At 57.2% G+C, this 26215-nt stretch carries 18 protein-coding genes; 12 read left to right on the forward strand and 6 right to left on the reverse strand.

Annotation, left to right across the window (positions count from 1 at the left end; all coding sequences use genetic code 11):
• Window positions 1-5: 5 nt before the first annotated feature.
• From C1A08_RS06395 to nifJ, 3 genes are all read right to left on the reverse strand, one after another.
• Window positions 6-2000 (reverse strand): OPT family oligopeptide transporter, encoded by a 1995-nt coding sequence (locus C1A08_RS06395; protein ID WP_101572191.1) that lies wholly within the window; start codon window positions 1998-2000, stop codon window positions 6-8.
• A gap of 184 nt (window positions 2001-2184) precedes the next feature.
• Complete coding sequence (locus tag C1A08_RS06400) at window positions 2185-4212, reverse strand: transketolase family protein (RefSeq protein ID WP_101572193.1); 2028 nt, start codon at window positions 4210-4212, stop codon at window positions 2185-2187.
• 238 nt (window positions 4213-4450) lie between these two features.
• Window positions 4451-7999, reverse strand: a complete 3549-nt coding sequence (gene nifJ / locus C1A08_RS06405; RefSeq protein WP_055205740.1) for a pyruvate:ferredoxin (flavodoxin) oxidoreductase — start codon at window positions 7997-7999, stop codon at window positions 4451-4453.
• A gap of 213 nt (window positions 8000-8212) precedes the next feature.
• Here nifJ and mtgA point away from each other — a divergent pair, with 213 nt between their 5' ends.
• Window positions 8213-8893: a monofunctional biosynthetic peptidoglycan transglycosylase gene (mtgA, locus tag C1A08_RS06410; RefSeq protein WP_101572412.1), complete on the forward strand. Its 681-nt coding sequence runs from the start codon at window positions 8213-8215 to the stop codon at window positions 8891-8893.
• A gap of 13 nt (window positions 8894-8906) precedes the next feature.
• On the opposite strand, the gene C1A08_RS06415 is transcribed toward mtgA, so the two are convergent.
• On the reverse strand, window positions 8907-9377 hold the full coding sequence (locus tag C1A08_RS06415; protein WP_101572196.1) for a hypothetical protein: 471 nt from the start codon (window positions 9375-9377) through the stop codon (window positions 8907-8909).
• Between the two features lie 180 nt (window positions 9378-9557).
• On the opposite strand from C1A08_RS06415, the gene C1A08_RS06420 reads away from it, so the two are divergent.
• The 6 genes from C1A08_RS06420 to C1A08_RS06445 all read left to right on the forward strand — a co-directional run bounded on the left by C1A08_RS06420 (window position 9558) and on the right by C1A08_RS06445 (window position 18261).
• Window positions 9558-10925, forward strand: coding sequence for an MATE family efflux transporter (locus C1A08_RS06420; RefSeq protein ID WP_101572198.1), 1368 nt, complete (start codon window positions 9558-9560; stop codon window positions 10923-10925).
• A 49-nt stretch (window positions 10926-10974) separates the two neighbouring features.
• On the forward strand, window positions 10975-11727 hold the full coding sequence (locus C1A08_RS06425; protein ID WP_101572199.1) for a CDGSH iron-sulfur domain-containing protein: 753 nt from the start codon (window positions 10975-10977) through the stop codon (window positions 11725-11727).
• Window positions 11728-11904: 177 nt separating this feature from the next.
• Complete coding sequence (locus C1A08_RS06430) at window positions 11905-14643, forward strand: family 78 glycoside hydrolase catalytic domain (RefSeq protein WP_101572201.1); 2739 nt, start codon at window positions 11905-11907, stop codon at window positions 14641-14643.
• Window positions 14644-14790: 147 nt separating this feature from the next.
• Entirely contained in the window at window positions 14791-16014 is a 1224-nt protein-coding gene (locus C1A08_RS06435) for a beta-galactosidase (RefSeq protein ID WP_257937058.1), read from the forward strand.
• 1 nt (window position 16015) lies between these two features.
• Entirely contained in the window at window positions 16016-17224 is a 1209-nt protein-coding gene (locus tag C1A08_RS06440) for a hypothetical protein (RefSeq protein ID WP_101572203.1), read from the forward strand.
• Between the two features lie 125 nt (window positions 17225-17349).
• Window positions 17350-18261: an alpha/beta hydrolase gene (locus C1A08_RS06445; protein ID WP_101572416.1), complete on the forward strand. Its 912-nt coding sequence runs from the start codon at window positions 17350-17352 to the stop codon at window positions 18259-18261.
• Here C1A08_RS06445 and C1A08_RS06450 read toward each other — a convergent pair.
• On the reverse strand, window positions 18254-18526 hold the full coding sequence (locus C1A08_RS06450; protein ID WP_101572205.1) for a GNAT family N-acetyltransferase: 273 nt from the start codon (window positions 18524-18526) through the stop codon (window positions 18254-18256). The two genes, C1A08_RS06445 and C1A08_RS06450, sit on opposite strands and share 8 nt — an antisense overlap.
• Window positions 18527-18780: 254 nt before the next feature.
• Here C1A08_RS06450 and C1A08_RS06460 point away from each other — a divergent pair, with 254 nt between their 5' ends.
• The 5 genes from C1A08_RS06460 (at window position 18781) to C1A08_RS06480 (ending at window position 24167) form a co-directional block, all read left to right on the forward strand.
• A complete protein-coding gene (locus tag C1A08_RS06460; protein ID WP_101572207.1) occupies window positions 18781-20229 on the forward strand; it encodes a PSP1 domain-containing protein in 1449 nt (482 codons plus the stop codon).
• Window positions 20230-20242: 13 nt separating this feature from the next.
• Window positions 20243-20665, forward strand: coding sequence for a hypothetical protein (locus C1A08_RS06465; RefSeq protein WP_153518044.1), 423 nt, complete (start codon window positions 20243-20245; stop codon window positions 20663-20665).
• A gap of 53 nt (window positions 20666-20718) precedes the next feature.
• Complete coding sequence (gene trmB / locus C1A08_RS06470; RefSeq protein WP_101572211.1) at window positions 20719-21462, forward strand: tRNA (guanosine(46)-N7)-methyltransferase TrmB; 744 nt, start codon at window positions 20719-20721, stop codon at window positions 21460-21462.
• A gap of 141 nt (window positions 21463-21603) precedes the next feature.
• Window positions 21604-22896, forward strand: a complete 1293-nt coding sequence (locus C1A08_RS06475; RefSeq protein ID WP_055205757.1) for a DcaP family trimeric outer membrane transporter — start codon at window positions 21604-21606, stop codon at window positions 22894-22896.
• A 29-nt stretch (window positions 22897-22925) separates the two neighbouring features.
• Window positions 22926-24167 (forward strand): MFS transporter, encoded by a 1242-nt coding sequence (locus tag C1A08_RS06480; protein WP_101572418.1) that lies wholly within the window; start codon window positions 22926-22928, stop codon window positions 24165-24167.
• A gap of 68 nt (window positions 24168-24235) precedes the next feature.
• Here the strand turns inward: C1A08_RS06480 and C1A08_RS06485 are convergent, their stop codons facing one another.
• Complete coding sequence (locus tag C1A08_RS06485; protein WP_101572213.1) at window positions 24236-26179, reverse strand: fibronectin type III domain-containing protein; 1944 nt, start codon at window positions 26177-26179, stop codon at window positions 24236-24238.
• Window positions 26180-26215: the final 36 nt, after the last annotated feature.

The raw sequence follows: 26215 nt of genomic DNA on the forward strand, positions 1-26215 counted from the left end.
TCGTATTAACTTCCGTTGTTCTTACGGGCCGAATCTCTTAAACTGTCGCGGACGAAATAGGCGATCAGCAGGATGTACATTGCAAGCGACAACACTTCGGCTCCCGTCGTGCCGTTCCATTCCGTAGCGAACCAGTCGGCTCCGAAATATTTCAGCAGGGCGCTCACGACGCCCATCAGCGCGCCTCCGGCGATGAATCCCGATGCAATAAGCGTTCCGCGTTCGCGGCGGGTCTTGTTCGTTTCGGCGTTTCGGCTGCGGCTGCCGACATACCAACTGACGAGACCTCCGACCAGCAGCGGGGCGTTCAGTTCCAGCGGAATAAACATGCCGAGCGCGAAAGCCAGCGCCGGAACGCCGATCATCGTCAGCACCAGCGCCAGCGCCGCGCCGGCGAAATAGAGCAGCCACGGCGTTGCGCCGCCTTCCATCAGCGGTTTGATGACCGCGGCCATCGCGTTGGCCTGCGGTGCGACCAGCGCGCCGTCGCCGGTGAAGCCGTAGGTTTTGTTCAGCACCATCATCACGCCGGCGACCGTTGCGGCCGAGACCGCCGTTCCGAGAAACTTCCAGCCCTCCTGTTTAGCGGGCGTCGAGCCGAGCCAGTAGCCGATTTTCAGGTCGGAGATGAAAGCGCCGGCCATGGCGAGCGCCGTGCAGACCACGCCGCCGATGATCAGTGCGGCGGTCATGCCGGCCGTGCCGCTGAGTCCGGCGCTGACCAGTATCAGCGAGCTGAGGATTAGTGTCATCAGCGTCATGCCCGATACCGGGTTCGTGCCGACGATTGCGATGGCGTTGGCCGCGACGGTCGTGAACAGGAACGAGATGACAAAAACAATGGCGATCGCGATGCCCGCGTGGAGCCAGTTGTCCAGCAGTCCGAAGCGGAAAAAGATGAACGTCGTGGCCAGTACGGCGATCAGCACCGAGAGGATCAGTTTCATCGGAATGTCTCGCTGGGTGCGTTCGGCGGTTTCGGCTCCGGCGCGTCGGCCGCGCAGTTCGGTGACGGCCAGCCCGAGCGCCTGCCGGATAATGTTCGACGAGCGGACGATGCCGATGACCCCTGCCATTGCAATCCCACCGATCCCAATATGCCGGGCATAATTTTTAAAAATCATTTCGGGCGTCATGTCGCGCAGCAGCGTGGTGATCCCTTCGCCCACGGCGAGGGTCTGCCCGTCGGCGAAATGGCTGAGAAACGGGATCAGTACGAACCATACGGTGAACGATCCTGCGCAAATATAGGCCGCATACCGCAGGCCCACGATGTAGCCGAGACCGAGGACGGCGGCGCCGGTGTTGATCTTGAGAACGACTTTCATCTTGTCGGCCAGCGCTTCGCCCCAGCCGGTCATGCGGGTCGATATTTCTTCGGTCCACCAGCCGAAAGTACTGATGATAAAGTCGTAGACTCCTCCGACGAGTCCGCTGACGGCGAGCAGTTTGGCTTGGTTTCCCTTTTTTTCGCCGGAGACGAGCACTTCGGTCGTGGCGGTGGCTTCGGGGAACGGGAGTTTACCGTGCATGTCGCGCACGAAATATTTGCGGAACGGGATCAGCAGCAGGATGCCGAGCATACCGCCGAACAGCGAAGACAGGAAGATCTGGTAGAACTGCGCTTCGAGCCCCAGAATGTAGAGAGCGGGCAGCGTGAAGATGGCTCCGGCGACGACGACCCCGGAACTTGCGCCGATCGACTGGATAATGACGTTCTGTCCGAGCATGTTGCGGCGGCCGGTGAGGTTGCCGACGCCGACGGCGATGATGGCGATCGGGATGGCGGCTTCGAAGACCTGACCGACGCGCAGACCGAGGTACGCGGCGGCGGCGGAGAAGACGACGGCCATCAGGATGCCGAATGTGACCGAGTAAGGGGTTACTTCGCGCGGTGCGGGCGTGTCGGGCATGACGGGGCGGTAGGTTTCGCCGGGGGCGAGTTCGCCGTATGCGTTTTCGGGCAGCGAGGTAGTATCGGTTTTGTGCGGTTGTGCCATGGTTTTCGGGTATCTGTCATTCAAAGGTAGTTATTTTACGACAAATTCGGAAAACGGATCGGAATCGCTTGGTTTGCCATCCGCGTTGTTTTGCCGTAAGCTGTCCGCCGCCCGTCGGCCGAAAAGAGAGAGACCGGATCCTTGCGGAACCCGGTCTCTCTGCCTTGTTTATGAAAAAGTCGCCTTATTTTTTCAGCATCGCTTTCACCTGGTTGTAAACGTTCTCGCCCGAGAAGCCGAACTCCTTGTCCAGGACGCTCGCAGGAGCGGAATATCCGAAGTGATCGAGACCGTACACTTCGCCGTCGCAGGCGACCAGGCCGGCCAGCGTCACGGGCAGACCCGAGGTCAGACCGAACTTCGGCACGCCGCACGGCAGCACGCTCTTCTGGTACTCCTTGCTCTGGTCGCGGAATAGTCCTTCGGACGGAACCGATACTACGCGTACTTTCACGCCGTCGGCTTTCAGCTTTTCGGCGCCGTCTATCAGCGTAGCCACTTCCGAACCGCTCGCCAGCAAGATTACGTCCGGGGTTCCGGCGCAGTCTTCGACGATATAAGCGCCCTTGACGGCCTGCATGGCTTCCTTGGCGCGGTCGCCGCTCGCTGCGGGCAGATTCTTGATATTCTGACGCGACAGGATCAGCGCGGTCGGACGTTCGTTTTCCATCGCGATTTTCCAGGCGGCGACGGTTTCGTAGCTGTCGGCCGGACGGAGTACGACGACCGAACGTTCGCCTTTGTGGTTGCGCAGTTGTTCCATCAGGCGCAACTGTGCTTCGTGTTCGATCGGTTGGTGCGTCGGACCGTCCTCGCCCACGCGGAACGAGTCGTGCGTCCAGACGTATTTGACCGGCAGGCGTTGCAGCGCGGCGATACGCAGCGCGGGTTTCATATAATCCGAGAATACGAAGAACGTTCCGCAGGCCGGAATTACGCCGCCGTGCAGCGCCATGCCGTTCATGATGCAGGCCATCGTGAACTCGGCTACGCCCGGTTGCAGGAAACGGCCGGTAAAGTCGCCTTTGACCATCGCATGCGTCTTTTTCAAAAATCCGTCGGTTTTGTCCGAGTTGCTCAGGTCGGCCGATGCGACGATCATGTTTTCCACATGCTCGGCCAGGTACGACAGTACGGCGGCCGATGCGGCGCGAGTAGCCACGTTGTCGCCGCAGTTGATCTTCGCATAGTCGATATCCGGAGCCTTGCCCGACAGGAACTGGTCGAGTTTCGCGGCCAGTTCTTTGTTGGTGGCGCGCCAGATCGATTCTTCTTCTTTACGCAGCGCGTACCATTTTTTCAGCTCTTCGCGACGGCGGGCGTACAGCTCTTCGACGTCTTTGAAGATCTGGAACGGTTTTTCCGGGTCCCCGCCGAGGTTGGCGATCGTTTTGGCCGTGTCGCCGCCGGCTGCCGACAACGGCTGTCCGTGCGTCGAAACCTTGTTCGAGAAGTCTTCGCCTTCTTTGCCGACGGCGCCTTTGCCCATCAGCGTATGGCCTACGATCAGCGTCGGTTTTTCGGTTTCGGCGATCGCGCGGTTCAGCGCCTGGCGGATTTCGGCGGCGTCGTTGCCGTCGATGCTGATGACGTTCCAGCCCCACGCTTCGTATTTGGCCACGATGTCTTCGGTCGAAACTTCGTCCACTTTCGTCGAAAGCTGGATGTTGTTCGAGTCGTAGAACATGATCATGTTGCTCAGACCCAGATGGCCGGCGATACGGCCCACGCCCTGCGACACCTCTTCCTGAATACCGCCGTCGGAGATGAACACGTAGGTTTTATGCGCCATCCATTCGCCGAAGCGGGCTACCAGAAAGCGTTCGGCGATCGCTGCGCCCAGCGCCATCGCATGTCCCTGGCCCAGCGGACCCGACGTGTTTTCGATACCGCGGGCGACGTCCACCTCGGGGTGTCCCGGCGTCGGGCTGCCCCATTGACGGAAAGCGGCCAGTTCGTCCATTTTGAAATAACCTGCCAGCGACAGCACCGAATACAGCATCGCGGACATGTGGCCCGGATCGAGGAAAAAACGGTCGCGGAACGGGTAACGCGGGTCTTCGGGATTGTAGTTCAGGTATTCCGAATAGAGAATGTTTACGAAATCGGCACCGCCCATTGCGCCGCCGGGATGTCCCGACTTCGCTTTCTCCACCATGGAGGCTGCGAGGATACGGATGTTATCCGCAGCTCTTGTCGTCAAGTCTTTCATTTTGTTAATTCAGTTAGTATTTTTGGTTTCAAGTGAATTCGTTTCCGGAAAAATTAAACGAAACAAATTTAGGTAAAAAAACCGATTCTTCAAAATCCTGCAAACGAATAATTCCCCGGCGGCGGGCCTTTCCGCGCCGTTCCCGGATCGTCTCCGCGCCGTCCGGGAACCGTTCCGAAAACAAAGGGCCGTCCCGATTGCGGGACGGCCCTTCGCCTTTGTCGTTATACGGTAGGCGCTACTCTTTCTTTTCGTTCGAGTAGTCCATCGCTACGTAACGTTTGTAGGTGTCGTAACGCCATTTGGCGTCGGACTCGGAGGCTGCGAACAACTCTTCGGCCTCTTTCGGGAACGTTTTCAGCAACGAAGTGTAGCGCACTTCCTTGTGGATGAATTCCTGGAATTTCGACCAGTCCGGTTCCTTCGAGTCGAGGATGAACGGATTCTTGCCTTGTTCCGGAAGGGTCGGGTTGTAGCGCCATAGGTGCCAGTAGCCCGATTCGACGGCTTGCTTCTCGGTCATCTGAGACAGCCCCATGCCGCCTTTGATACCGTGGTTGATACAGGGCGCATAGGCGATGATCAACGACGGGCCGTTGTAAGCTTCGGCTTCTTTAATGGCCTGGAAGTATTGGTTGTGATTGGCTCCCATGGCGACCTGAGCGACATAGACGTAGCTATAGGTCATTGCCATCGCTCCGAGGTCTTTCTTGCGGACGCGCTTGCCGGCCGACGCGAATTTGGCGACGGCGCCGATCGGGGTGCTCTTCGACGACTGTCCGCCGGTGTTCGAATAGACTTCGGTGTCGAGAACCAGGATGTTTACGTTCTTGCCCGATGCGATGACGTGGTCCAGACCGCCGAATCCGATGTCGTAGGCCCAGCCGTCGCCGCCGATGATCCAGATCGACTTTTTGATCAGGTAGTGTTTCAGTTCGAGGATCTGCTGGCAGATCGGGCAGTTGCAGGCTTCCATCATCGGGATCAGGCGTTCGGCGATCTCTTCGCTTTTGGTCGCGTCCTTGCGGTTGTCGATCCATTCGGTCATTACGCTTTTCAGTTCGGCCGAGCAGGTCGATCCGTTTTCGATCGCTTCGCGCATCAGGATGCAAAGGCGCTCGCGCTGTTTGGCGACGCCCGACAGGATCCCGAGTCCGAATTCGGCGTTGTCCTCGAACAGCGAGTTAGCCCAGGCCGGCCCGAAACCTTTGTCGTTGGAGCAGTAAGGGGACGACGGTGCGGAGCCTCCGTAGATCGACGAGCAGCCGGTCGCGTTGGCGATAATCATCCGGTGACCGAACAACTGGGTGATCGCTTTGATATAAGGCGTTTCGCCGCAGCCTGCGCAGGCGCCCGAGAATTCGAATAGCGGACGCGAGAACTGGCTGTTCTTCACGGTCTTGGTCTTGTCTACGACGGTATCTTTGTAGCCGACTTTGCGGTGCATGTATTCCCAGCGGGCTTCCTCGCCGTTCTGGAGCTGTTCTTCGAGCGGCTTCATCACGAGGGCCTTGTTCGGAGCCGGGCAGACGTTCGCGCAGTTGCTGCAACCGGTACAGTCGAGCGGAGAGATCTGGATCTTAAATTTGTAGGCTTTCGTCGCGCCGGCGCCCTGGATCGTTTTCGTTCCTTCGGGAGCGGCTTCGGCTTCCTCTTCGGTCAGCAGGAACGGACGGATCGCTGCGTGCGGGCAAACATAAGCGCACTGGTTACACTGGATACAGTTGTCGGGCTGCCATTCCGGAATTTTTACGGCGATGCCGCGTTTCTCGTACTGCGACGTGCCCGGATCCCACGAACCGTCTTCACGGCCGACGAACGCGCTGACCGGCAGGTTGTCTCCTTCGAGGCTTTCGATCGGGCGGACGATTTTCCGGATGAATTCGGGTGCGTTTTCCGGTTCGGTCGGAACGACTTCGATCGAAGCCCATTCGGCCGGGATCTTCACTTTGGTCACGTTGCCCCCGCGTTCTACGGCGGCGTAGTTCATGTTGACCACGTCCTCGCCTTTCTTGCCGTAGGATTTGTAGATGGCTTTCTTCATCTCCTCCTTGGCCTTGTCGTACGGAATGACGCCCGACACCTTGAAGAATGCGCTCTGCATGATCGTGTTGGTGCGGCTTCCGAGGCCGATTTCCGATGCGATTTTCGTCGCGTTGATGATGTAGAAGTTGATTTTGTGCTCGGCCATGTACTTTTTCATAGCGTCCGGCAGGTGCTTCTTGGTGGTTTCCGCGTCCCAAACGCTGTTCAGCAGGAATGTGCCGCCGTCCTTCAGCCCTTTCAGCAGGTCGTACTTGCCGAGGTACGAAGGAACGTGGCAGGCTACGAAATCCGGCGTATTGACCAGGTAGGGCGAACGGATCGGCTTGTCGCCGAAACGCAGGTGCGATGCCGTATAGCCGCCCGACTTTTTCGAGTCGTAGGCGAAGTAGGCCTGGCAGTATTTGTCGGTCGTGTTGCCGATGATTTTAATCGAGTTCTTGTTGGCTCCAACGGTACCGTCGGCGCCCAGGCCGATGAAACGGGCCTCGAACGTATCTTTGTTTTCGAGGTGCAGTTCCGGGCCTACCGGCAACGAGGTGAACGTTACGTCGTCCACGATGCCTACCGTGAAGTGATCCTTCGGCTCGTTGGCCTTCAGGTTTTCGTAAACGGCCAGCATCTGCGCCGGGGTGGTGTCTTTCGACGACAGCCCGTAGCGGCCGCCTACGACGATCGGCGCGTTTGCGGTGCCGTACAGCACGTCTTTGATGTCGAGGTAGAGCGGTTCGCCGTTGGCGCCCGGTTCCTTGGTACGGTCGAGCACGCAGATTCGTTTTACCGATTTCGGCAGTACGTTCATCAGGTATTTCGGCGAGAACGGACGGTAGAGATGTACCGAGATCAAGCCGGCCTTTTCGCCTTTCGCCTGCATGTAGTCGATCGTCTCCTTGATCGTTTCGGTGATCGAACCCATCGCGATTACGACGTTTTCGGCGTCCGGATCGCCGTAATAAGTGAACGGTTTGTATTCCCGGCCGGTGATTTTGCTGATGTTCTCCATGGCCTCGGCCACCAGATCGGGGATGGCGTCGTAGAAGCGGTTCGACGCTTCGCGGGTTTGGAAATAGATGTCGGAGTTCTGGGCCGTGCCGCGCGTTACCGGGTTCTCCGGATTCAACGCCCGTTTGCGGAACTCGGCCAACGCTTTGGTGTCGAGTAGTTTGATGAGCGCTTCCTCGTCGATCAGCTCGATTTTCTGGATTTCGTGCGAGGTGCGGAATCCGTCGAAAAAGTGCATGAACGGAACCCGCGATTTAATGGCGATCAGGTGGGCGATGCCGGCCAGATCCATCACTTCCTGCACGCTGCCCGAAGCCAGCATGGCAAAGCCGGTCTGACGGGCGGCCATTACGTCCTGGTGGTCGCCGAAAATGGACAGGGCCTGTGCTGCGAGCGCCCGCGCCGATACGTGGAATACGCAGGGAAGCAGCTCCCCGGCTATTTTGTACATGTTCGGAATCATCAGCAGCAACCCCTGAGAAGCGGTGAACGTAGTGGTCAAAGCACCTCCCTGGAGCGAACCGTGCACTGCGCCGGCGGCTCCTGCCTCGGACTGCATCTCAACGACTTTGACTGTCTCCCCAAAAATGTTTTTACGTCCGCTTGCCGCCCATTCGTCGACATATTCTGCCATCGTGGACGACGGAGTGATCGGATAGATCGCCGCTACCTCGCTGAACATATAAGCGATGTGGGCGGCTGCGTAGTTTCCGTCACAGGTGATAAATTTTTTTTGTGCCATTTTTAAAAACGATTTGTTGGAATAATTTTCCTAAAAGTTTTTCCCTTCTCTGTAATTTCGTGCAAATATACAGCGATTATTTTAAATTGAATAATTTGCTCATTTTTTCACTATGAAATGTGAAAAATTATATTATTTTTGCCCGAATGCTCCAGAGCGTTTTCTCGTTTCGGATGTGTTTTTTTGAAAATTAATTGTCTGTAAATCTTGATTATGCGCTACTTGCTGCGGTTGGTAGTTTATCTGTCGCTGTTTTTTGTGACCTATTCGATTTGCTCGGTGCTGTTGCTTCGGGCGGTGCCGGTAACGGTCACGCCGCTGAAGGTGCTCCGTTTCTTCGAGAATTTCACGCAGGACGGTTTTTCAGTGCATTCAAATTGGGTGCCATTCGACCGGATCAATCCGTCGGTCGTACAGGCGGTAATCGCCACCGAGGATAATAATTTCGCTACGCACAACGGTTTCGACTGGGAGGCGATCAACCAGGCGTTCGACGAGAACCGCGAGGGTAAGCGCCTCCGCGGCGGAAGCACCATTTCGCAGCAAACGGCCAAGAACGTTTTCTGCTTTCCTTCGCGCACCTGGCTGCGAAAGGGGTTCGAGGCTTATTACACCGTGCTGATCGAGTGCTGCTGGAGCAAACGCCGTATCATGGAAACCTACCTGAATGTCATCGAGACCGGCCGGAACATGTACGGGGTTGAAGCTCCCGCCCGCGAGGTGTATGGTAAGAGTGCCAAAGAACTGAACCGTTACGAGGCGTCGATGATCGCCACCGTGCTGCCGAATCCGCTGCGGATGCGGTTACAGAACCCTTCGAACTACATGGTGCGCCGCGCCGCCCGCGTGCGTACCCTGATGAACATGGTCGGCGAGGTCGATCTGGGCCGGTGAGCCGCGCCGGATTTTATAGACCGCCGATAAAATTTTTCAGTTCGCTTTTGCTTCCCGAAAATTTCAGCGTCGACAGCAGCGTGTTCCTGTTGGCGTCGAACGCCTCTTCCCGGATCATGTTCAGCAAGCCGGCCGAACTGCGCCCGGCCGATCGCCGGAGCGTTGAACAGGCACGGCTACGGTTTTCGACGCTGATTTCGGTGACCTCGCGGCCCGAATGACGTACGATTTCTGAAAAAACGGGACTGCCGTCGCGTTTATTGTCGCCGTACCCGTCGTAGGCCTCGATCCGGCAGTCGCCGCTTTTCAGGTTGGCGATGAAACAACTGTTGGTGACGGACAAGACCCGCTCGCCGTTCAGGTAGATCGTTACGGGATTTGCCGGACTGACGATGCGGATTCCCCGCAGCGGACGCGCCGCCTGCGCAACGGAAACCGCCGGCAACAGGATCGACAGCGTCGGCAGGACTTTTACGGATTTCATGATTTCCGAATAGAATTCGTTAGTACTTGTATGATACGGCCCTACGCATACAAAACTAATCATTTCTGTGGAATATGCAATATATTATAGGTGAAATTGCGGATTTTTCGGTTGAAATTCGGTATCTTTGTCCTGTCTCGGCCGTCCTCTCCGGAACGGCGTATCAGAAAAAAACGAAATATGGCAGTGCAGATGGATCAAGCGACGGCCCGGCTCGGGTCGGAGCGCGTAGGGAAGTTATTACTCGATTATTCCATTCCGGCGGTGATCGGGATGGTGATGGCGTCGTTGTACAACATCGTCGACAGAATTTTTATCGGGCAGGGCGTGGGCCCGTTGGCGATTTCGGGGCTGGCGTTGACTTTCCCGCTGATGACGCTCGTGATGGCGATCGGTACGCTGGTCGGCGTTGGCGCGTCGGCTCGGATATCCATCGTGCTGGGAATGAATGATGTGCGTTGGGCGCGTAATATCCTGGGGAACGCTTTCGTGCTGACGTTTTTGTTTTCGGCGGTGCTGATTACTTTTTCGATGCTCTACTTGGACGATATCCTGTTGGCGTTCGGCGGCAGCGCGCAGACGATCCCGTATGCGAAGGATTACCTGCGGATCGTGATTCCGGGGAGCGTCCTGTCGAACCTCAGTTACAGTTTCAGCGGGGTGATGCGGGCCACCGGTTATCCGCGCAAGTCGATGTACACGATTCTGATCGGCGTCGGGCTGAACGTGATCCTCGATCCGGTCTTCATTTTCGGATTGAATATGGGGATCGAGGGGGCGGCCGTCGCGACGGTCATCTCGATGTTTGTCAGCATGTTGTTCGTGATGAGTCACTTTTTCAACACCAAACACCAGGTGCATTTCCGGGTCGGTTGTTTCCGGCCGAAGGCCCGGATCATCCGCAACATCGTTTCGATCGGCATGGCCCCGTTCCTGATGAACCTGGCGGCAAGCGTCGTCAACATCATCATGAACAACCAACTGGTGCGCGAAGGGGGCGACCTGGCGATCGGAGCATTCGGCATCATCAACAGCTTCGGTATGCTGATCGTGATGTGCGTGCTCGGGCTTTGCCAGGGGATGCAGCCGATCGTCGGCTTCAATTACGGCGCCGGAAAACACAAACGGGTCAAAGATGTGCTGCTGCTGACGATCCGGATCGCCACGCTGATCGTTACGGTCGGTTTCCTCGCTTCCGAACTGTTTCCCCGCTGGCTCGTCAGGGCTTTTACCGACGATCCCGATCTGACGGCTATGGCCGTGCACGGGATGCGGCTGGGGTACTGCCTGTTGTTTCTGGACGGTTTTCAGATCGTCGTTTCGGTATTCCTGCAGTCGATCAGCAAGGCTCAGAAGGCCGTTTTCATGGGGTTGTCCCGACAGGTGATTTTCCTGATCCCGGCGCTCTATTTCTTTTCGCGCTGGTTCGGCCTGACCGGAGTGTGGCTATCGATCCCGGCCGCCGACCTGCTGGCGGCCGTTGTGGCGATTCTGTTCCTGCGCAGCGAAAGACGCGTATTTTATCCCTCTTCCGGCCGACGGGTATGATTGTTGCACGTTCGAAAATCCGTAAACGATTTTTAAACACATCAATCACATGGAAAAGTTCAATGTACAACCGGGCACGAAAGTGGCCCCCGACCGGTTTCATATCACCGTTATGGAGGAAGGGCCCTATCTGGTTTACGGACAGCCGCCACTGAAACAACAATTCATGTTGCCGAACCGCGAAGGCGAAATCTGGTATTACAAGGCGGGCAAAGAGTATGCTACCCAAGACGAACCGACGGCGCTGTGCCGTTGCGGCGCGTCGAAGACCAAGCCGTACTGCGACGGTTCGCACGTGCATACCGACTGGGACCCGTCGCTTACCGCATCGGAAGAACCGCTGCTGGATGAAGCCGAGTCGTTCGGCGGTCCGGAAGTGGCGTTGACCGATAACCGCGAGTATTGCGCTTTCGCCCGTTTCTGCGATGCGAAGGGGCAGGTGTGGAATCTGGTAGAGGAGGAGGGCGAACGCGCCCGCGACCTGACGATCCGCGAGGCGGACCGTTGTCCGGCCGGACGTCTTTCGGCGTGGCTCGACGCCAGCCATCCGCACGAACCGCATTTCGAACCTTCGCTCGGCCTGTTGGAAGATCCGCAGCGCGGGTGTAGCGGCGCGTTGTGGGTGCGCGGCGGCATTCCGATTCAACGCGAAGACGGGTTTGTCTACGAGATCCGCAACCGGGTGACATTGTGCCGTTGCGGCCAGTCGTCCAACAAGCCGTACTGCGACGGGACGCACGCTTCGATGGGGTTTCGCGACGGATTGCCGGGAAAGCCCGAGCCGGACGGCGAAGAGTGGTAGGGTATTTCGAAAGCTTCGTCGCTGTTTTCGAAAATAATGTTTGTCGGAGGGAAATTTTTCCCTCCGTTTTTTATGCCTGTCGAAATCGTTCGGAAAATCCGCGAAAAATGGTAATTTTGTCGAACTCCCCGATTTTATGACCGCGGGAGGATGCGGAAAACCTAAATAACCGAATTTATGAAAAAACTGAGTGCAAAAGTTGCGGGCCTGCTACTGGCGGCCTGTCTGGTCGTTTCCGGCGCGTCGTCCGCGGCGCGCGGAAGCGCCGGAATCGTTCCCGGAAAACTGACCTGCGAATACCAGATCGACCCGTCGGTCGTAGACGCGCAGCATCCCCGCTTGTCGTGGATCAATACCGCTGCCGCAGGCCTTCGCGGCCAGGAGCAGCGAGCATACCAGATCGAGGTGGCCTCTACCGAAAAAGCGTTGCGGGACGGGACGGCCGATCTGTGGAACAGCGGGAAAGTAAAAAGTCCGCAGTCCACGCTGGTGAAATATGCGGGAAAGCCGTTGCAGTCGCGCGAGACCTGCTGGTGGCGGGTGCGCGTGTGGGACGGGAAGGGCAACGTATCGGCGTGGAGCGAACCGGCCCGCTGGAATATGGGTATCCTCGATCCGTCGGAGTGGAAATGCCGCTGGATCGGCGCGCCGTGGCAGGGCGAGGAGTCGCTGGAGGCCCTGGGCAAGGATGTGCCGCCCCCGGCCCCGTTGCTGCGCAAGTCGTTCGGCGTGGATAAGGAGGTCGCTTCGGCTTACTTCTACGGAACCGGCCTCGGTTATTTCGAGTTGTATATAAACGGCGAAAAAGTCGGCGACGACGTGTTGGCTCCGAACCTGACCAATTACGGCAAGCGTCCCGGGCTCGAAAAGCGCGGAATCCCGGTCGAGGATAATTTCAGGGAGTACCGGGTGATGTACGTCGGATACGACGTGACCGACCGGGTGCGCCGCGGCGAAAACGTGCTCGGAGCGATTCTCGGCAACGGTTTCTACAATGCGAAGATCCATTGGGTAATGGCGTTCGGGTCGCCCCGCTTTTTCGGGGAACTGCATATAACCTATGCGGACGGAACGCAGGACGTGGTATTGAGCGACGGGTCGTGGAAAGCGTCCGAAAGCGCGATCGTCTCCGACGGGGTCTATTCCGGCGAACAGTACGACGCCCGCCGCGAACAGCCGGGGTGGTGCGCTCCGGGATTCGATGACTCGGCCTGGCAGCCGGTCGCGCTGCGCAAAGCGCCCGAAGGGAAGCTCGTCGCCCAGAACGGTCCGGCCGACCGGGTGATGGAACGGCTCGAACCGGTGAAGATCGAAAAACTCGGCGAAGGTCGTTACAAAGTGGATTTCGGACAGGAAATTTCGGGCTGGCTGCATCTGAAAGACGTTCGGGGCGAACCCGGGCAGAAGATCGATATCCGTTATATCTGCGAATCTCCGGTCGGTTCGAACAGCTATACGATGAAGGGCGGCGGCCCCGAGTCGTACCACACCCGTTTTACGTGGTATGTATTCCGTGAAGTGGAACTCAGCGGCTGGCCCGGAGAACTGCGTCCGGAACAGGTGACGGCCGAGGCGGTATATTCGGACGTGGCTACGACCGGCTGTTTCGAGTGTTCCAATCCGCTGTTCAATACGATCAATCGGATCTGGTGGCGCAGTCAGACCGATAACATGCACGGCAGCGTGGCGAGCGACTGCCCGCACCGCGAACGTTCGGCCTATACGGGCGACGGGCAGGTCGCGTGTGTGACGGTGATGCATAACCTCGATGCCGCGGCATTTTACAACAAGTGGATCCGCGACATGTGGGGGGCGCAGAATCCGGAGACGGGTTACGTGCCTAACGGCGCGCCGTGGCAGCCCGGCTGCGGCGGCGGCGTGGCGTGGGGAGCCGCGATGAATATCATGCCGTGGGAATTCTACGTGCACTACGGCGACCGCGACCTGCTGGCCGGCAATTACGACGCGATGAAGGAGCAGATCCGTTTCATGCAGAACTGGGTGGGCGACGACGGCGTCATGCTGATGCAAACGCCGAACCAGTGGATGAACCTCGGCGACTGGTGTCCGGCCTTCGATTTTCCGCCTGCGGAAATGGTGCATACGTTCTACCTGTGGCGTTGCGCCGATTACACGGCCCGCGCAGCCGAAGCGCTCGGCAAAACGGACGATGCAAAGGCCTACCGTGAGCTGGCCGACCGGACGGCTGCCGCTTTCCACAAGCGTTTCTACGATCCGCAGAAAGGAACTTACGGCCGTTACGGAGGAAATATTTTCGCATTGCGGATCGGGGTTCCCGACGAATACCGCGACCGGGTAGTGGCGTCGCTCAGGCAGGATATTCTCGATAACGGAGGTCATCTGGATACCGGCATTTTCGGCACCCAGTTCTTCTTCGAGGTGCTGGCCGAGAACGGATTGGGCGAATTGGCTTACGAAGCGATGAACAAACGGGACTATCCGAGTTTCGGTCACTGGATCGACCAGGGCGCCACGACGACTTGGGAACAGTGGAACGGCGAAAATTCGCGCAACCATCCGATGTTCGGCGGTTCACTGACCTGGTTCTACCGCAAACTGGCCGGCCTGAACGCCGACCCGTCGCAGCCCGGTTACCGTCATATCGTGTTTCGCCCGCAGCCGGTATCGCAGATCGACTGGGCGAAGTACGCCACGGCGACTCCTTACGGGCAAGCGTCGGTCGACTGGAGCAAACGGGGCGGTCGGTTTACGATGACGGTCGAAGTGCCGGTAGGCTGTACGGCTACGGTGTGCGTACCGGATGCGAAAGCCCCTTCGGCCGTTCGCACGGACGGAACCGGTAAGAAAGACGGGAATATCGTTTATAACGGCATGAAGGACGATTACGCCGAATATACGGTGCGTTCGGGCAAATATACCTTTACGGTGGAATAGCCCGGACGGTCGCGATCGACGGAAACGGAGGCATGTAAACGCCTCCGTTTTTGTATGGAGATAAAAATGAGGCGTTTATTCCGTCGATTGCGGAAATTTTATTAAATTTGAAATCAGAATATTCATAAAATACTAAAACTTAGACCGATGAAAAAAATCTTCTTGCTGTCTCTATTGGCTGCCGGTCTGGCCGGATGTTGTAATTCCGGACAGAAGCAGGTGGCGGAACAGGCTGTCTGGCCGAAACTGCAGGCGACCGGCGAAATGCCGATCCTGGCTTGGCACAGCATCCCGTCCGACTGTACGACGCTCGAACGTTTCCGCGAAATGAAGGAAACCGGGATCACACACAGTTTTACCAGTTACCCCGATGCCGATGCGATGCAGCGGGCGCTGGATACGGCGCAGGCGGCCGGCGTCAAACTGATCGTTTCGTGCCCGGAGCTCGAAAAGGAACCCGAAGCGACCGTGAAACGCTTTATGAACCATCCGGCGACGGCGGGTTATTTCCTGCGCGACGAGCCGAACACCGAGTCGTTCGCCGAGCTGGGCCAGTGGGCGAAACGGATCCGCGCCACCGACGACGCGCATTTCTGCTACCTGAACCTGCTGCCCACGTACGCTTCCCTGGAGGCGTTGAAAGCCGACAGCTACCGCGATTACGTGCACCGCTTCGATCAGGAGGTGCCGTTGCAGTTGCTGTCGTTCGACCATTATCCGGTCGTAGGCCGGACGCTGCGTCCGGATTATTACGAGAATCTGGAGATCTTCTCGGACGAAGCGCGCCTGGCCGGGAAACCGTTCTGGGCCTTCTCGCTGGCGACCGCGCACGATCCGTATCCGATCCCGGATCTGGCCCAGATGCGGTTGCAGATGTTCAGCAACCTGGCTTACGGGGCCCAGGGGTTGCAGTATTTTACTTACTGGACTCCGGGAAAGAACCCGAATTGGAATTTCCACCACGGGCCGATCGGTCTGGACGGCAAGCGTACCGACGTCTATGACAAGGTGACGGAATTGAACCGTGAGATCAAGGCGCTTACCGGCGTGTTCCTCGGTGCGAAAGTGCTGTCCGTACGTCATACCGGCGATACGATTCCGCAGGGAACTACTCCGTTGGCGGAGCTGCCCGCGTCGGTCAAGAAGCTGCAAACGACCGGAACCGGCGCCGTCGTTTCCGAATTGCAGAACGGAGACAACCGGTTCCTGGTAATCGTCAACCGCGATTTCAACGACCGGATGCAATTGGATATCGAACTCGATCCGTCGGCGAAGCGGATTCTGAAAGACGGTTCGATCGTTCCGGCGTCGCTCTACTCTTCGACGTTGATGGTCGAGCCGGGGGATGCCGTAATTTATATGCTGCAATAGGATGAAAAGAGTACGGATAAATACGCTGTTGCTGTGTTGTGCCGCGACGCTGCTGGGGGCCGGAATCCTCGGCGCCCAGCCGAAGCTGCCGCAGAAGGAGATTCCGATCTTGGCCTGGTACGGCATTCCGGCCGACGAAGCTAAGGTGGAACGGTTCCAGGAGCTCAAGGACGCCGGATTTACCCTCAATTTCAGGGGGTATTCCAATGCGGACGAGGTCGTGAAGGCGCTCGATGCGGCCCAAAAAGTAGGGGTTAAGATAATCGCCGCCTGTCCCGAATTACGCAACGATACGGAGGCTACCGTGAAACGCTTTATGAAACATCCGGCGTTGGCCGGATATTTCCTGCGCGACGAACCGCTCAGCAGCGATTTCCCCGCATTGGGCGAATGGGCCCGGAAGGTGCAGGCGGTCGATGACAAGCATTTTTGTTATTTGAACCTGTTCCCGAACGGCGGCAAGGAGCATCTCGATGCGCTGGGCGTTCAAAGTTACCGCGAGTACGTGTCGCGGTTCGATCGGGAGGTGCCGATGCAGTTCCTGTCGTTCGACCACTATCCGATCACGTACGACGGCATGAAGCCGGAATGGTACGAGAACCTCGAGGAGTTTTCGGACGAATCGAAAAAGGCCGGCAAGGATTTCTGGGCGTTCGCCATGGCTACCAAGCATTGGAAATACCCGCATCCGACCCTCGCCACGCTGCGGCTGCAGATGTTCAGCGACTTGGCTTACGGCGCACAAGGCCTGCAGTATTTCACTTACTGGACGCCCGTGAATTCGGAGGGTTTCGACTACGAGTTCGGACCGATCGGCCTGGACGGCAGGCGGACGGTCGCCTATGATCTGGTGCGGCAGGTGAACGGGGAGATCAAGGCGCTGTCGGGCGTTTTCGCCGGGGCGAAGGTCAAATGGGTGCGCCATACCGGCAAAACGATTCCGCGCGGTACGCAGCGGCTGACCAAGTTGCCCGAACCGGTCGACGTTCTCGAAACGGAAGGGTTGGGAGCCGTGATTTCGCTGCTGGAAAACGACGGTCGCACGTTCCTGGTGATCGTCAACCGCGATTATCAGCAGCCGATGAGGCTGATCTTCTCGGCCGATCCGTCCGTAAAACGTATTCTGAAAGACGGTTCGATCGTATCGGCCGGAGATTATACTCCGGCGATGAACGTCGATCCGGGCGATGTGGCGATCTATATGTGGTAACGTTTGTGCGTTCCGTTTTCGAAAAACCCGCTTCATCAGAAGCGGGTTTTTCGTTTCGATCCGATGCCGTTCGAGGGTAAATTCTTATTTTTGCCGACAAAATCGGAATGATCGGTATGAAAAGTATGCGAAAATGCGCCGTCCTGTTTGCGGCGGTATTGTTGGCCGCGGCGTCCGTGCGGGCGCAGACGGTCGATACGGTGGAGGTTTACAGTCCTTCGATGGACAAGAAGATCAAAAACGTCGTGATCCTGCCGGCCGGGTACGGTCGGAACGCCGTCGGCCGTTACCCGGTGGTGTATCTATTGCACGGGTATAATAATCGGTACGACAGCTGGTTGCGTAAAACGAAACCCGAACTGCCGCAGACGGCTTCCGCTTTCGGGGTGATCGTCGTATGTCCGGACGGCGAGTCGAGCTGGTATTGGGACAGTCCGGTCAATCCCCGCAGCCGTTACGAGACTTATGTCGGGACGGAACTGGTGGCTTATGTGGATGCGCATTACCGGACGTTGCCCGACCGCCGCGGGCGGGCGATTACGGGGTACAGTATGGGCGGGCATGGCGCTCTATGGCTCGCTTTCCGGCATCCGGACGTTTTCGGCGCGTGCGGGTCGATGAGCGGCGGAGTCGATATCCGGCCTTTCCCGAACAATTGGAAAATCAGCGAGCAACTCGGTCCGTATGCCGAAAACCGGGCGGTGTGGGACGAACATACCGTACTCAGTCAACTGTACCGCGTGGTGCCGTTTACCGATGCGAACCGGGAGGTGGCCTCGACGAAAGCCCGGCCGGTCGATTACGGCTTGCAGCCGGGACAATTGGCGATCGTGATCGACTGCGGGACGGAAGACTATTTTTTCGAGGTCAACCGGAAGCTCCACGAGCAGATGCTGTATTATCATATTTCCCACGACTACATCGTGCGGCCCGGACAACATACGCACGATTACTGGCGCAGCGCGGTCGAGTACCATTTGTTTTTTTTTCGGCGTTTTTTCGATACGCAACAGAACCGGTCGGGAGAGCCTATTTAAACAGCAGTGCCTTGTACTCCGGGTGTCTTTCCAGATAGACTCCGACGAACGAGCAGGACGGGATTACTTTCAGCCCGTTGTCGCGGGCGTAGTCGAGCGCGTTGCGTACCAACCGGGAGCCGTAGCCGCGGCCTCCGAGCATCGGCGATACGATCGTGTGGACGATGTCGATCCCTCCTTCGACCGGGACGTACTCGAGGTAGGCCCGGTGTCCTTCGCCGTCGATTTCGAACCGGCGGCGCTGTGTGTCGTGAATGATCTCCATAAGCGCAGTTTTTAAAGTCGTCGCGGCAAACGGTGTGCCGCTTTCCCAAAGATAAGCGAAAATCGGGTTTTCGCAAACGGTTCTCCGTTTTCCGGATCGCCGGGAAAACGGCAATCCGGAAAAATTTATTACTTTTGTGCTATTGCGGGCAGAAGGTGCAAATTACCGGCGCTTTCGGTGCTCCGGCCGGTCTTTTTACGAAAGACGTTCCCGGCCGGAAATGATCCGGGAAGCGCCTAACAACATATATTCGGATGGATTGCAAAGAGTGTAAAAATAAAGATGCGAAATCGACGCTCGACATCGGACGGGGCTGCGAGTTCTGCCGGTGCGGCGGAGAGGTTTCGGCGTCGCCCTGTTCGGGCTGTTTTAAGTTGCATGCCTACGACTGGCTCGAGGGCATGCCGGAAGTTTTTCCGGACGATATTTTCGAGGTGCGCTTTAAGAATACGCGGAAGAGTTATTACCGGAATGTCAACGGCCTGCCGCTCAAGCGCGGCGACATCGTGGCCGTCGAGGCCTCGCCCGGACACGACATCGGGATCGTGTCGCTGACCGGCGATATGGTAGCCCGGCAGATGAAGCGCGTGGGGTTCAATCCGCAGAACGGCGAATTCAAGAAAATTTACCGCAAGGCGAAACCTTACGACATCGAAAAGTGGCAGGAGGCGATCGGTCTCGAGCACGAAACGATGATCCGTTCGCGCCAGATCGCGGCCAGCCTGAACCTGAATATGAAGATCGGCGACGTCGAATACCAGGGCGATAAGATCAAGGCTATTTTCTATTACATTGCCGACGAACGGGTCGATTTCCGCGAGTTGATCAAGGTTTTCGCCGAGCAGTTCCGCATCCGGGTCGAGATGAAGCAGATCGGGGCGCGGCAGGAGGCCGGGCGCATCGGCGGGCTGGGGTCCTGCGGCCGGGAGCTGTGTTGCGCGTCGTGGATCTCGAATTTCGTATCGGTGACGACCAACTCGGCGCGGCATCAGGAGATTTCGCTGAACCCGCAGAAACTGGCCGGACAGTGCGGCAAGCTGAAGTGCTGTCTGGTGTACGAACTGGATACGTACCTGGACGCCCGCAAGGATTTCCCGCGCGTCAACCAGCCGTTGCAGACGATCGAAGGCGATTACTTCCTGGTGAAAAGCGATATTCTGGAGCGCACGATGTGGTTTGCGACGGATCCGGGATCGCAGGCGAATCTGGTTGCGCTGCCGGTCGAACGGGTGCGCGAGGTGATCCGGATGAACCAGAAAGGAAACAAGCCGGAACGGTTGAGCGACGCTTCGCCCGTATCGGTCGATATCGAACCGACGTTTGCCAACGTGGTGGGCGAAGAGAGCCTGACCCGTTTCGATAAGCAGCAAGGACGGCGCAAAAACCGTAAAAAGCGGAAAGCGCCGGCCGGAGCGAGTCAGAGCGGCGATACCCGTTCCGGATCGCCGAAAGGGGCGAGGGAGCAGAAGCCGGCTTCGGGGAAACCGGAAAACCGGCGTTCCGATAAACCGGCGCCAGGTCAGCAACCTGCCCGCAAACAGCGCGTTCCGGCCGATGCGGCCGGGGGCGCTCCGGCGGCCCGCGAGGATGCGCCGCGTCGCAACAACGGCCGTAATCGCCGTCGCAATCCGAACGGAGGACAGAACCGCGACGGACAGCAGTCCGGCGGCGGAAAACAGGAAAAAGGTGGCGCCGGCGAGTAAAATCGTCCGGAGGTTGCCGGGACTGGTTTGCCTGGCGACTATGGTGTCATGCCTCGCGCCGCAGCAGGCTTCGGTGGCGGAAACCGATCAGTACGGATGGAACCGGTCGGAGCGGGTCGCCGTCAGTTTCGAGAATACCGATACCGCGTCGCTGCGGACGATGGATGTCGTCGTGCGGTACGGCAGTAATTTCAGTTACGACCGGTTGGTATTGGCCGTGACCACCGTAACGCCTGCCGGGTATCGCTGGCGCGATACGGTGGTGGTGCACGTGCCGGACGGGCATCCGGGGTTGGGGCTTTACCGGGACGTCAGCCAGGCTTACCGCAGCGGGGTGTGCCTGTCGCGGCCGGGCAGTTACCTGTTTCAGTTCGAGCCGTTGATGCCCGGCGAAGAGGTGGAGGGCGTTGCTGCCGTCGGAATGGATATTTATTGAGTAGAGATTCCCGGAATACCGGATCGGTTTCCGGATCAGTCGAAGAGGATCGAATGGGAAAAGATAAGATCAGACGTTTTGCGGAGAATGCCACGTTCCGTTGTGTCGTTCAGCCTGGGTTCGAGGAGGTTTTCCGGAAAGATTATGCGTTGAAAGGGAAGTGGAACCGCGATTTTTTCGGGAACGACCGACCGATCGTTTTGGAATTGGGGTGCGGGCGCGGCGAATATACCGTGGCGTTGGGCGAACGTTTCCCGGAACGGAATTTTATCGGGGTGGACGTCAAAGGCGCCCGCTTGTGGCGCGGGGCCAAGACCGCGACGGAGAACGGAATGAAGAACGTGGCTTTCCTGCGTACGCGGATCGAATTCATCGATTCGTGTTTCGCTCCCGGCGAAGTCGATGAGATCTGGATCACGTTTCCCGATCCGCAACTGAACAAAAACCGGATCAAAAAACGGTTGACCGCCCCGCAATTTCTGGCTATGTACGCCCGCTTTCTGCGCGAGGGCGGCATGATCAATCTGAAGACCGATTCGGTTCACCTGCACGAATATACGAAAAATCTGGCCCGGGGCAACGGACTTCCGGTCGCCGCCTGCTGCGACGATATTTACGGGACGGGATTCGCCGACGAGGTGCTGTCGATCAAAACCACTTACGAACAGCGTTTTTTGCAGGAAGGGCTGCCGATCACCTACCTGCGTTTCGGGCTCGGCGACCGCCGGGAGTTCGAGACGATTCCTTTTGCTCCCGACGAAGCGTTGCTGTCGGCCGGAGTTGCCGTACAGCGGTAATTCTTTAATAATTTATTATCCGGGGCGTTCCTGTCGGGACGCCCTGTTTCGTATTTGCGGGGCGGGGATCGGCACAATAATTGAGTTTACGGAGACCGTCCGAGGACGCGTATGCCCGAAACCAATTTAAATTCCATAATTATGAAACATTGTATACTTTTTGCAGCAGCGATCATCGCATGTTTCTTTTCGGAGGGCCTGCAGGCCCAGGTGCTGAAGAACAATGCGAAACCCGATGTGCTTTTTATCAACCGCCGGGGGGCCGAAGTGGACACGATGTCGGCGACCCAGGTGATCGATCTGTACTATTCGACGATCGAAAAGGGGTTTCGCCAGACCGGTCTGCCCAAGTTCATCATTTCGGGTAAAGACCAGAAGATGATCTTCGGTATCGGCGGTAACGTGAACACGCGTCTTTCGTACGATTTCGACGGGATCGCCAACGATCTCGATTTCGTAACGTCGGCCATTCCCGTGCCGAATTCGCCGAAACAACGTCAGCAGTTCCAGCTCGATCCGTCGACTTCTACCCTGTATTTCAAGGCGATCGCCCATGCCGGCAAGCTCGGGCCGATCGTCGGTTACATTCAGGCCGATTTCCGGGAATCGAATAACCTGGGGTTCAGTCTGAATATGGCTTATATCGAACTGGCCGGATTCTCGATCGGACGCCGTTTCACGACGTTCTGCGACCTCGGGGCATCGCCTTCGACGGTAGACTTCGAAGGGCCGAACGGCTATCCGATGGTGTATAACACGATGATCCGTTATACCCGGAAATTCAACGATCACTGGTCGATGGCGGTCGCCGCCGAAATGCCGAATCTCAGCGCGTCGCTGGCGAGCGATATGAGTTCGATCCCGCAGCGGATGCCCGATTTCCCGCTCTATTTCCAGTATAGCTGGAACAAAGGGCGGAGCCACTTGCGCGCATCGGCCATTTTCCGCGATATGTTCTATTACGACGACCAGTCGGATGCCACCAAATCGGTTTTCGGATGGGGAACCCAGTTGAGCGGCTCGATCCAGGCCGGCAAACGACTGACGACCTACATGCAGTTCCTCTACGGCGAGGGGATCGCGGCTTATATTCAGGATATAGCCGGCACGGGACTCGACCTGGTGGTCAATCCCAAACGGCCGAACAGTCTGCAGGCGCTGCCGATGATGAGCTGGATCGCCGGGGCCCAGTACATGTTCTCTTCGAAATGGTTGGCCACCGCGGCTTACAGCGGCGTGAAGGTTTTCAGCCGGAACGACTACCGCGACGCGAATACTTATCAGATAGCCAATTACTTGTCGGTGAATCTGTTCTATAACCTGACCGAAAGTTGTCAATTGGGAGCCGCTTACCTTTACGGAACGCGCCGGAACATGGACAAGGAGCAGGGGCACGCCAACCGCGTTCAGGCGATCGTGCAGTACAATTTCTAAATCTTATTTAATTAGCGACGAAGGTTATGCTGAAAATACAAACGGGACGGGGTACGATTCCCCTGAATGTACTGGTGGCAATCTGGTCGGTTTCGGCGGTGGTTTCCCTGCCGGGGTTGGCCATATCGCCGATTCTGGGCGATCTGGATAAAATTTTCAAACACGCGACCGATCTCGAAATCCAGATGCTTACCTCGCTGCCGTCGTTGCTGATCATTCCGTTCGTCCTGCTGGCCGGTAAGCTGTCGGTGAGCAGGAACAAGCTGCTGATTCTTTACACGGGACTCGCGTTGTTCTGCATCAGCGGTTTTTTCAGCCTGTTCGCAAAGAACATCGTGCTGTTGATTTTTATCAACTGCGTGCTCGGGGTGGGAGCCGGGATGGTGATCCCGCTGTCGACCGGACTGATCGCAGACCATTTCACCGGAGCCTACCGTACCCGTCAGCTAGGGATCAGTTCGTCGATCAGCAACGTTACGCTGGTGCTCGCCACGTCGCTGACCGGCTGGCTGGCGACGGTCGACTGGCATTACCCGTTTCTGGTCTACCTGCTGCCCGGAGTCGCGCTGCTGATGACGCTTTCGTTGCGGAAATACAAGCCGGATCGGGGGGAGGCCGCGACGATACCTGCGGTTCCCGCTTCTCCGACGGATGCGGCTATCGGGGCTGTAAAATGGTTGCCCGGGATCGACGTGCCGCGGCTCGTAGGATTGATGCTGCTCTATTTTTTGGCTACTTACGTCGTACTCGTGGTCACGTTCAACCTGCCTTTCCTGATGCAGCACTATACGCTGAGCAGTTCGGCTTCCGGCGTGATGATTTCGCTTTTTTTCCTGGCGATCATGCTGCCCGGTCTGTTTATCACCTGGATTATCCGCAAATTGAAGAATGCGACCGTTTTCCTGCCGCTGCTGCTGATTTGCGCCGGGCTGCTGCTAATCTACCTGTTCAAATACGAGTGGACGATCGGGTTGGGATGTTTCGTCGCGGGGATCGGCTACGGGGTTATCCAGCCGCTGGTTTACGACAAGAGCGTCCGGACGGCCGATTCGAAAAATACGACGCTGGCGCTGGCGCTGGTGATGTCGGTCAATTACCTGGCGATCCTGCTGTGCCCTTTTATCGTCGATCTGCTGACCGGGCTGTTCGGGAAGTCCGGTTCGGCCGATTTCCCGTTCGTGCTGAACGCTGCGATCGTGCTGTTGATGGCGGTCGTCGGCTACCGGTACCGGGAAAGTTACGTTTTCGGAGCTCCCGATTTCAGCGAATGAAGCGAAATATGGGATCTAAAAAAAGAGGAAGCCTTGCGCTTCCTCTTTTTTGAAAATGGATAGAAAGATTATTTCGTTTCGCTGATTCCTACGGCATATACCGGATCAAGACCTCCCGATACGGTGATGTTGACGGCATCTCCTCCATTGATGGTGAGGCCTACGTTCATGTTATCCGTAGTCTGGTCGATCGAGTTGATCGGGAATCCTCTGGTAAGCCCGATGCTAATCAGTTTTTCGCAGACTTCGTCTTGGGTGAAAGAGGCAGTGCCGGAAACGAAGAATCCGGCCAGGTCGGCATCGGAGGGTTCCCCGTGATATGCGAAGAAACACTGCGTTTTCTTTGTGGTGGTGTGCGGCGCAACCGACGTGTATCCGTTCGGCGCTCCCGGATTCAGGTAGAATCCGTTACCGGTGAATCCTTCGACTACAGGCCAGGGATTCTCTTTCGTGTCGAAGTTAAAGAACGTGTCGCCGTCCCAGTCGCCGGTATAGTGTGCCCAGTTGCCGTTAGTTTGTTTGGCGAACATCGGGCCCTGACCGCCTTTTACAACGACCTGAGAGGCGTGGAATGCGTTCTGGAGGTTGGGCGTTCCCGAAACCAGGATAGTGTTTTCATCCGCATAATCCGCTTTGTAATCCGCAAAGGGAACGGCGTCTTTTCCCAGGTGGTAGGTCGTGAAATCGGACCCTTTTTTCCACATGACCACGTAAGAATTGGTCTCGGGGATTTCATAGACTGCGATCGTAGCGGGAATATCTTTGCCGTTAAACCGGTTGAGGCGTACCCAATCGGCCGGAATGTCTTTTCCGGTAATGTCCTTCGGGTTGAATCCTTCCACAACGGGAAGATCCGCGCCCAGGCAGGTTACGCCGTAGGATACCTCGTTTCCGTATTTATCCGACAGTTTGATCGCGGCGTTTTCGCTCGACAGATTCATCGTGGCCGGCGATGCCGACGGATTTACCAACGTTGCGTTTTCGGAGATGTCGATCGTTACTTCGATGGCCGATTTGTCGATCTGGGTCGTTCCGAAGTCGATCAGGATCTTTCGGGTCGCTTGATCGACTTTTCCGTTGACCGTCGTGCCGTCGTAGGATGCCTGAAGCGATTTTACGAGCGTATCGACTACGGCGGTTACCTGATACGGAACCGTGAAATCGTTCATAACGACATCGACCGTGGCGGGATCCTTCAGATTCAGCGTTTTGCTTACGGCGCCGCTCTCGTTATCTATCGTTGCGCCTTCGATCAGCGTGAAGGTTACCGGAATGGCCTCTACATCCACCGGTCTGGTATAATACAGTTCGATGGCTGCATTCTCTTTGTCGAAGCTTATTTTGGAGACATTGTCCGATTCGACTTTTGAGATCAGTTCGGTAGGAGTCGCTTTGACCGATACGCCTGCCGACATGCCGCCGTCTTTGTAGTCTGCGATGATCGTTACGGTGTATTCGGTGCCGTTGGCCAATTCGTCGATAACCGCTGAAACGGCTTGCGGGTCGGCAACTTTGATCGGTTCCATTTCACCCGGCGCAACGGTAATCGTATAACCCGACAATTCGGCTTTCGGAACGATTTCCGGAACGGCCCATGTCAGCGTGATCGCCTTATAGCCCGCCTGGGCTGCTACGTCCGTGCAGGCCGTGTAGTTGATCGCTTCGGTTTTCGGCGTTTTCTTGACCGTAAGGGCGTCGGACGACCCTGACGCGTAGACGGCTTTCACCGAAAAAGTGTATTCGGTGTCGTTGGTCAGTCCGGTCGCCGTGTATGCCATGCCGTTTACCGTAGCGCTGCCGTTGCCCGGAGTCCAGGTTACGGAGTACTCTTTCACCTCGCCGCTCAAAGGAGCGTCCCAGTTCAGGATGACCTGCCCGTCGCCGGCCAGTCCGACAAGGTTTCTCGGAGCCAGCAACGGGTCGCCGTCCGATTTGTCGTCGTCCTTGCACGATGAAAACATCAGTGCCGGAATCAAAAACAACCATGCACTCAGTTTTAGGTAATTTTTCATAATCAGTGTGTTTTAGTTAAACAAAATAGGATATTG

It is taken from the genome of Alistipes sp. cv1, assembly GCF_900240235.1.
Classification (GTDB): domain Bacteria; phylum Bacteroidota; class Bacteroidia; order Bacteroidales; family Rikenellaceae; genus Alistipes_A; species Alistipes_A hominis.

Coding starts and splice junctions, on each gene's coding strand:
- C1A08_RS06445 (WP_101572416.1), top strand. CDS start 17,350: ATGCGAAAATGCGCCGTCCTGTTTGCGGCGGTATTGTTGGCCGCGGCG.
- C1A08_RS06450 (WP_101572205.1), bottom strand. CDS start 18,526: ATGGAGATCATTCACGACACACAGCGCCGCCGGTTCGAAATCGACGGC.
- C1A08_RS06400 (WP_101572193.1), bottom strand. CDS start 4,212: ATGAAAGACTTGACGACAAGAGCTGCGGATAACATCCGTATCCTCGCA.
- C1A08_RS06420 (WP_101572198.1), top strand. CDS start 9,558: ATGGCAGTGCAGATGGATCAAGCGACGGCCCGGCTCGGGTCGGAGCGC.
- C1A08_RS06435 (WP_257937058.1), top strand. CDS start 14,791: ATGAAAAAAATCTTCTTGCTGTCTCTATTGGCTGCCGGTCTGGCCGGA.
- C1A08_RS06425 (WP_101572199.1), top strand. CDS start 10,975: ATGGAAAAGTTCAATGTACAACCGGGCACGAAAGTGGCCCCCGACCGG.
- trmB (WP_101572211.1), top strand. CDS start 20,719: ATGGGAAAAGATAAGATCAGACGTTTTGCGGAGAATGCCACGTTCCGT.
- C1A08_RS06440 (WP_101572203.1), top strand. CDS start 16,016: ATGAAAAGAGTACGGATAAATACGCTGTTGCTGTGTTGTGCCGCGACG.
- C1A08_RS06415 (WP_101572196.1), bottom strand. CDS start 9,377: ATGAAATCCGTAAAAGTCCTGCCGACGCTGTCGATCCTGTTGCCGGCG.
- C1A08_RS06460 (WP_101572207.1), top strand. CDS start 18,781: ATGGATTGCAAAGAGTGTAAAAATAAAGATGCGAAATCGACGCTCGAC.
- C1A08_RS06475 (WP_055205757.1), top strand. CDS start 21,604: ATGAAACATTGTATACTTTTTGCAGCAGCGATCATCGCATGTTTCTTT.
- C1A08_RS06430 (WP_101572201.1), top strand. CDS start 11,905: ATGAAAAAACTGAGTGCAAAAGTTGCGGGCCTGCTACTGGCGGCCTGT.
- C1A08_RS06485 (WP_101572213.1), bottom strand. CDS start 26,179: ATGAAAAATTACCTAAAACTGAGTGCATGGTTGTTTTTGATTCCGGCA.
- nifJ (WP_055205740.1), bottom strand. CDS start 7,999: ATGGCACAAAAAAAATTTATCACCTGTGACGGAAACTACGCAGCCGCC.
- mtgA (WP_101572412.1), top strand. CDS start 8,213: ATGCGCTACTTGCTGCGGTTGGTAGTTTATCTGTCGCTGTTTTTTGTG.
- C1A08_RS06395 (WP_101572191.1), bottom strand. CDS start 2,000: ATGGCACAACCGCACAAAACCGATACTACCTCGCTGCCCGAAAACGCA.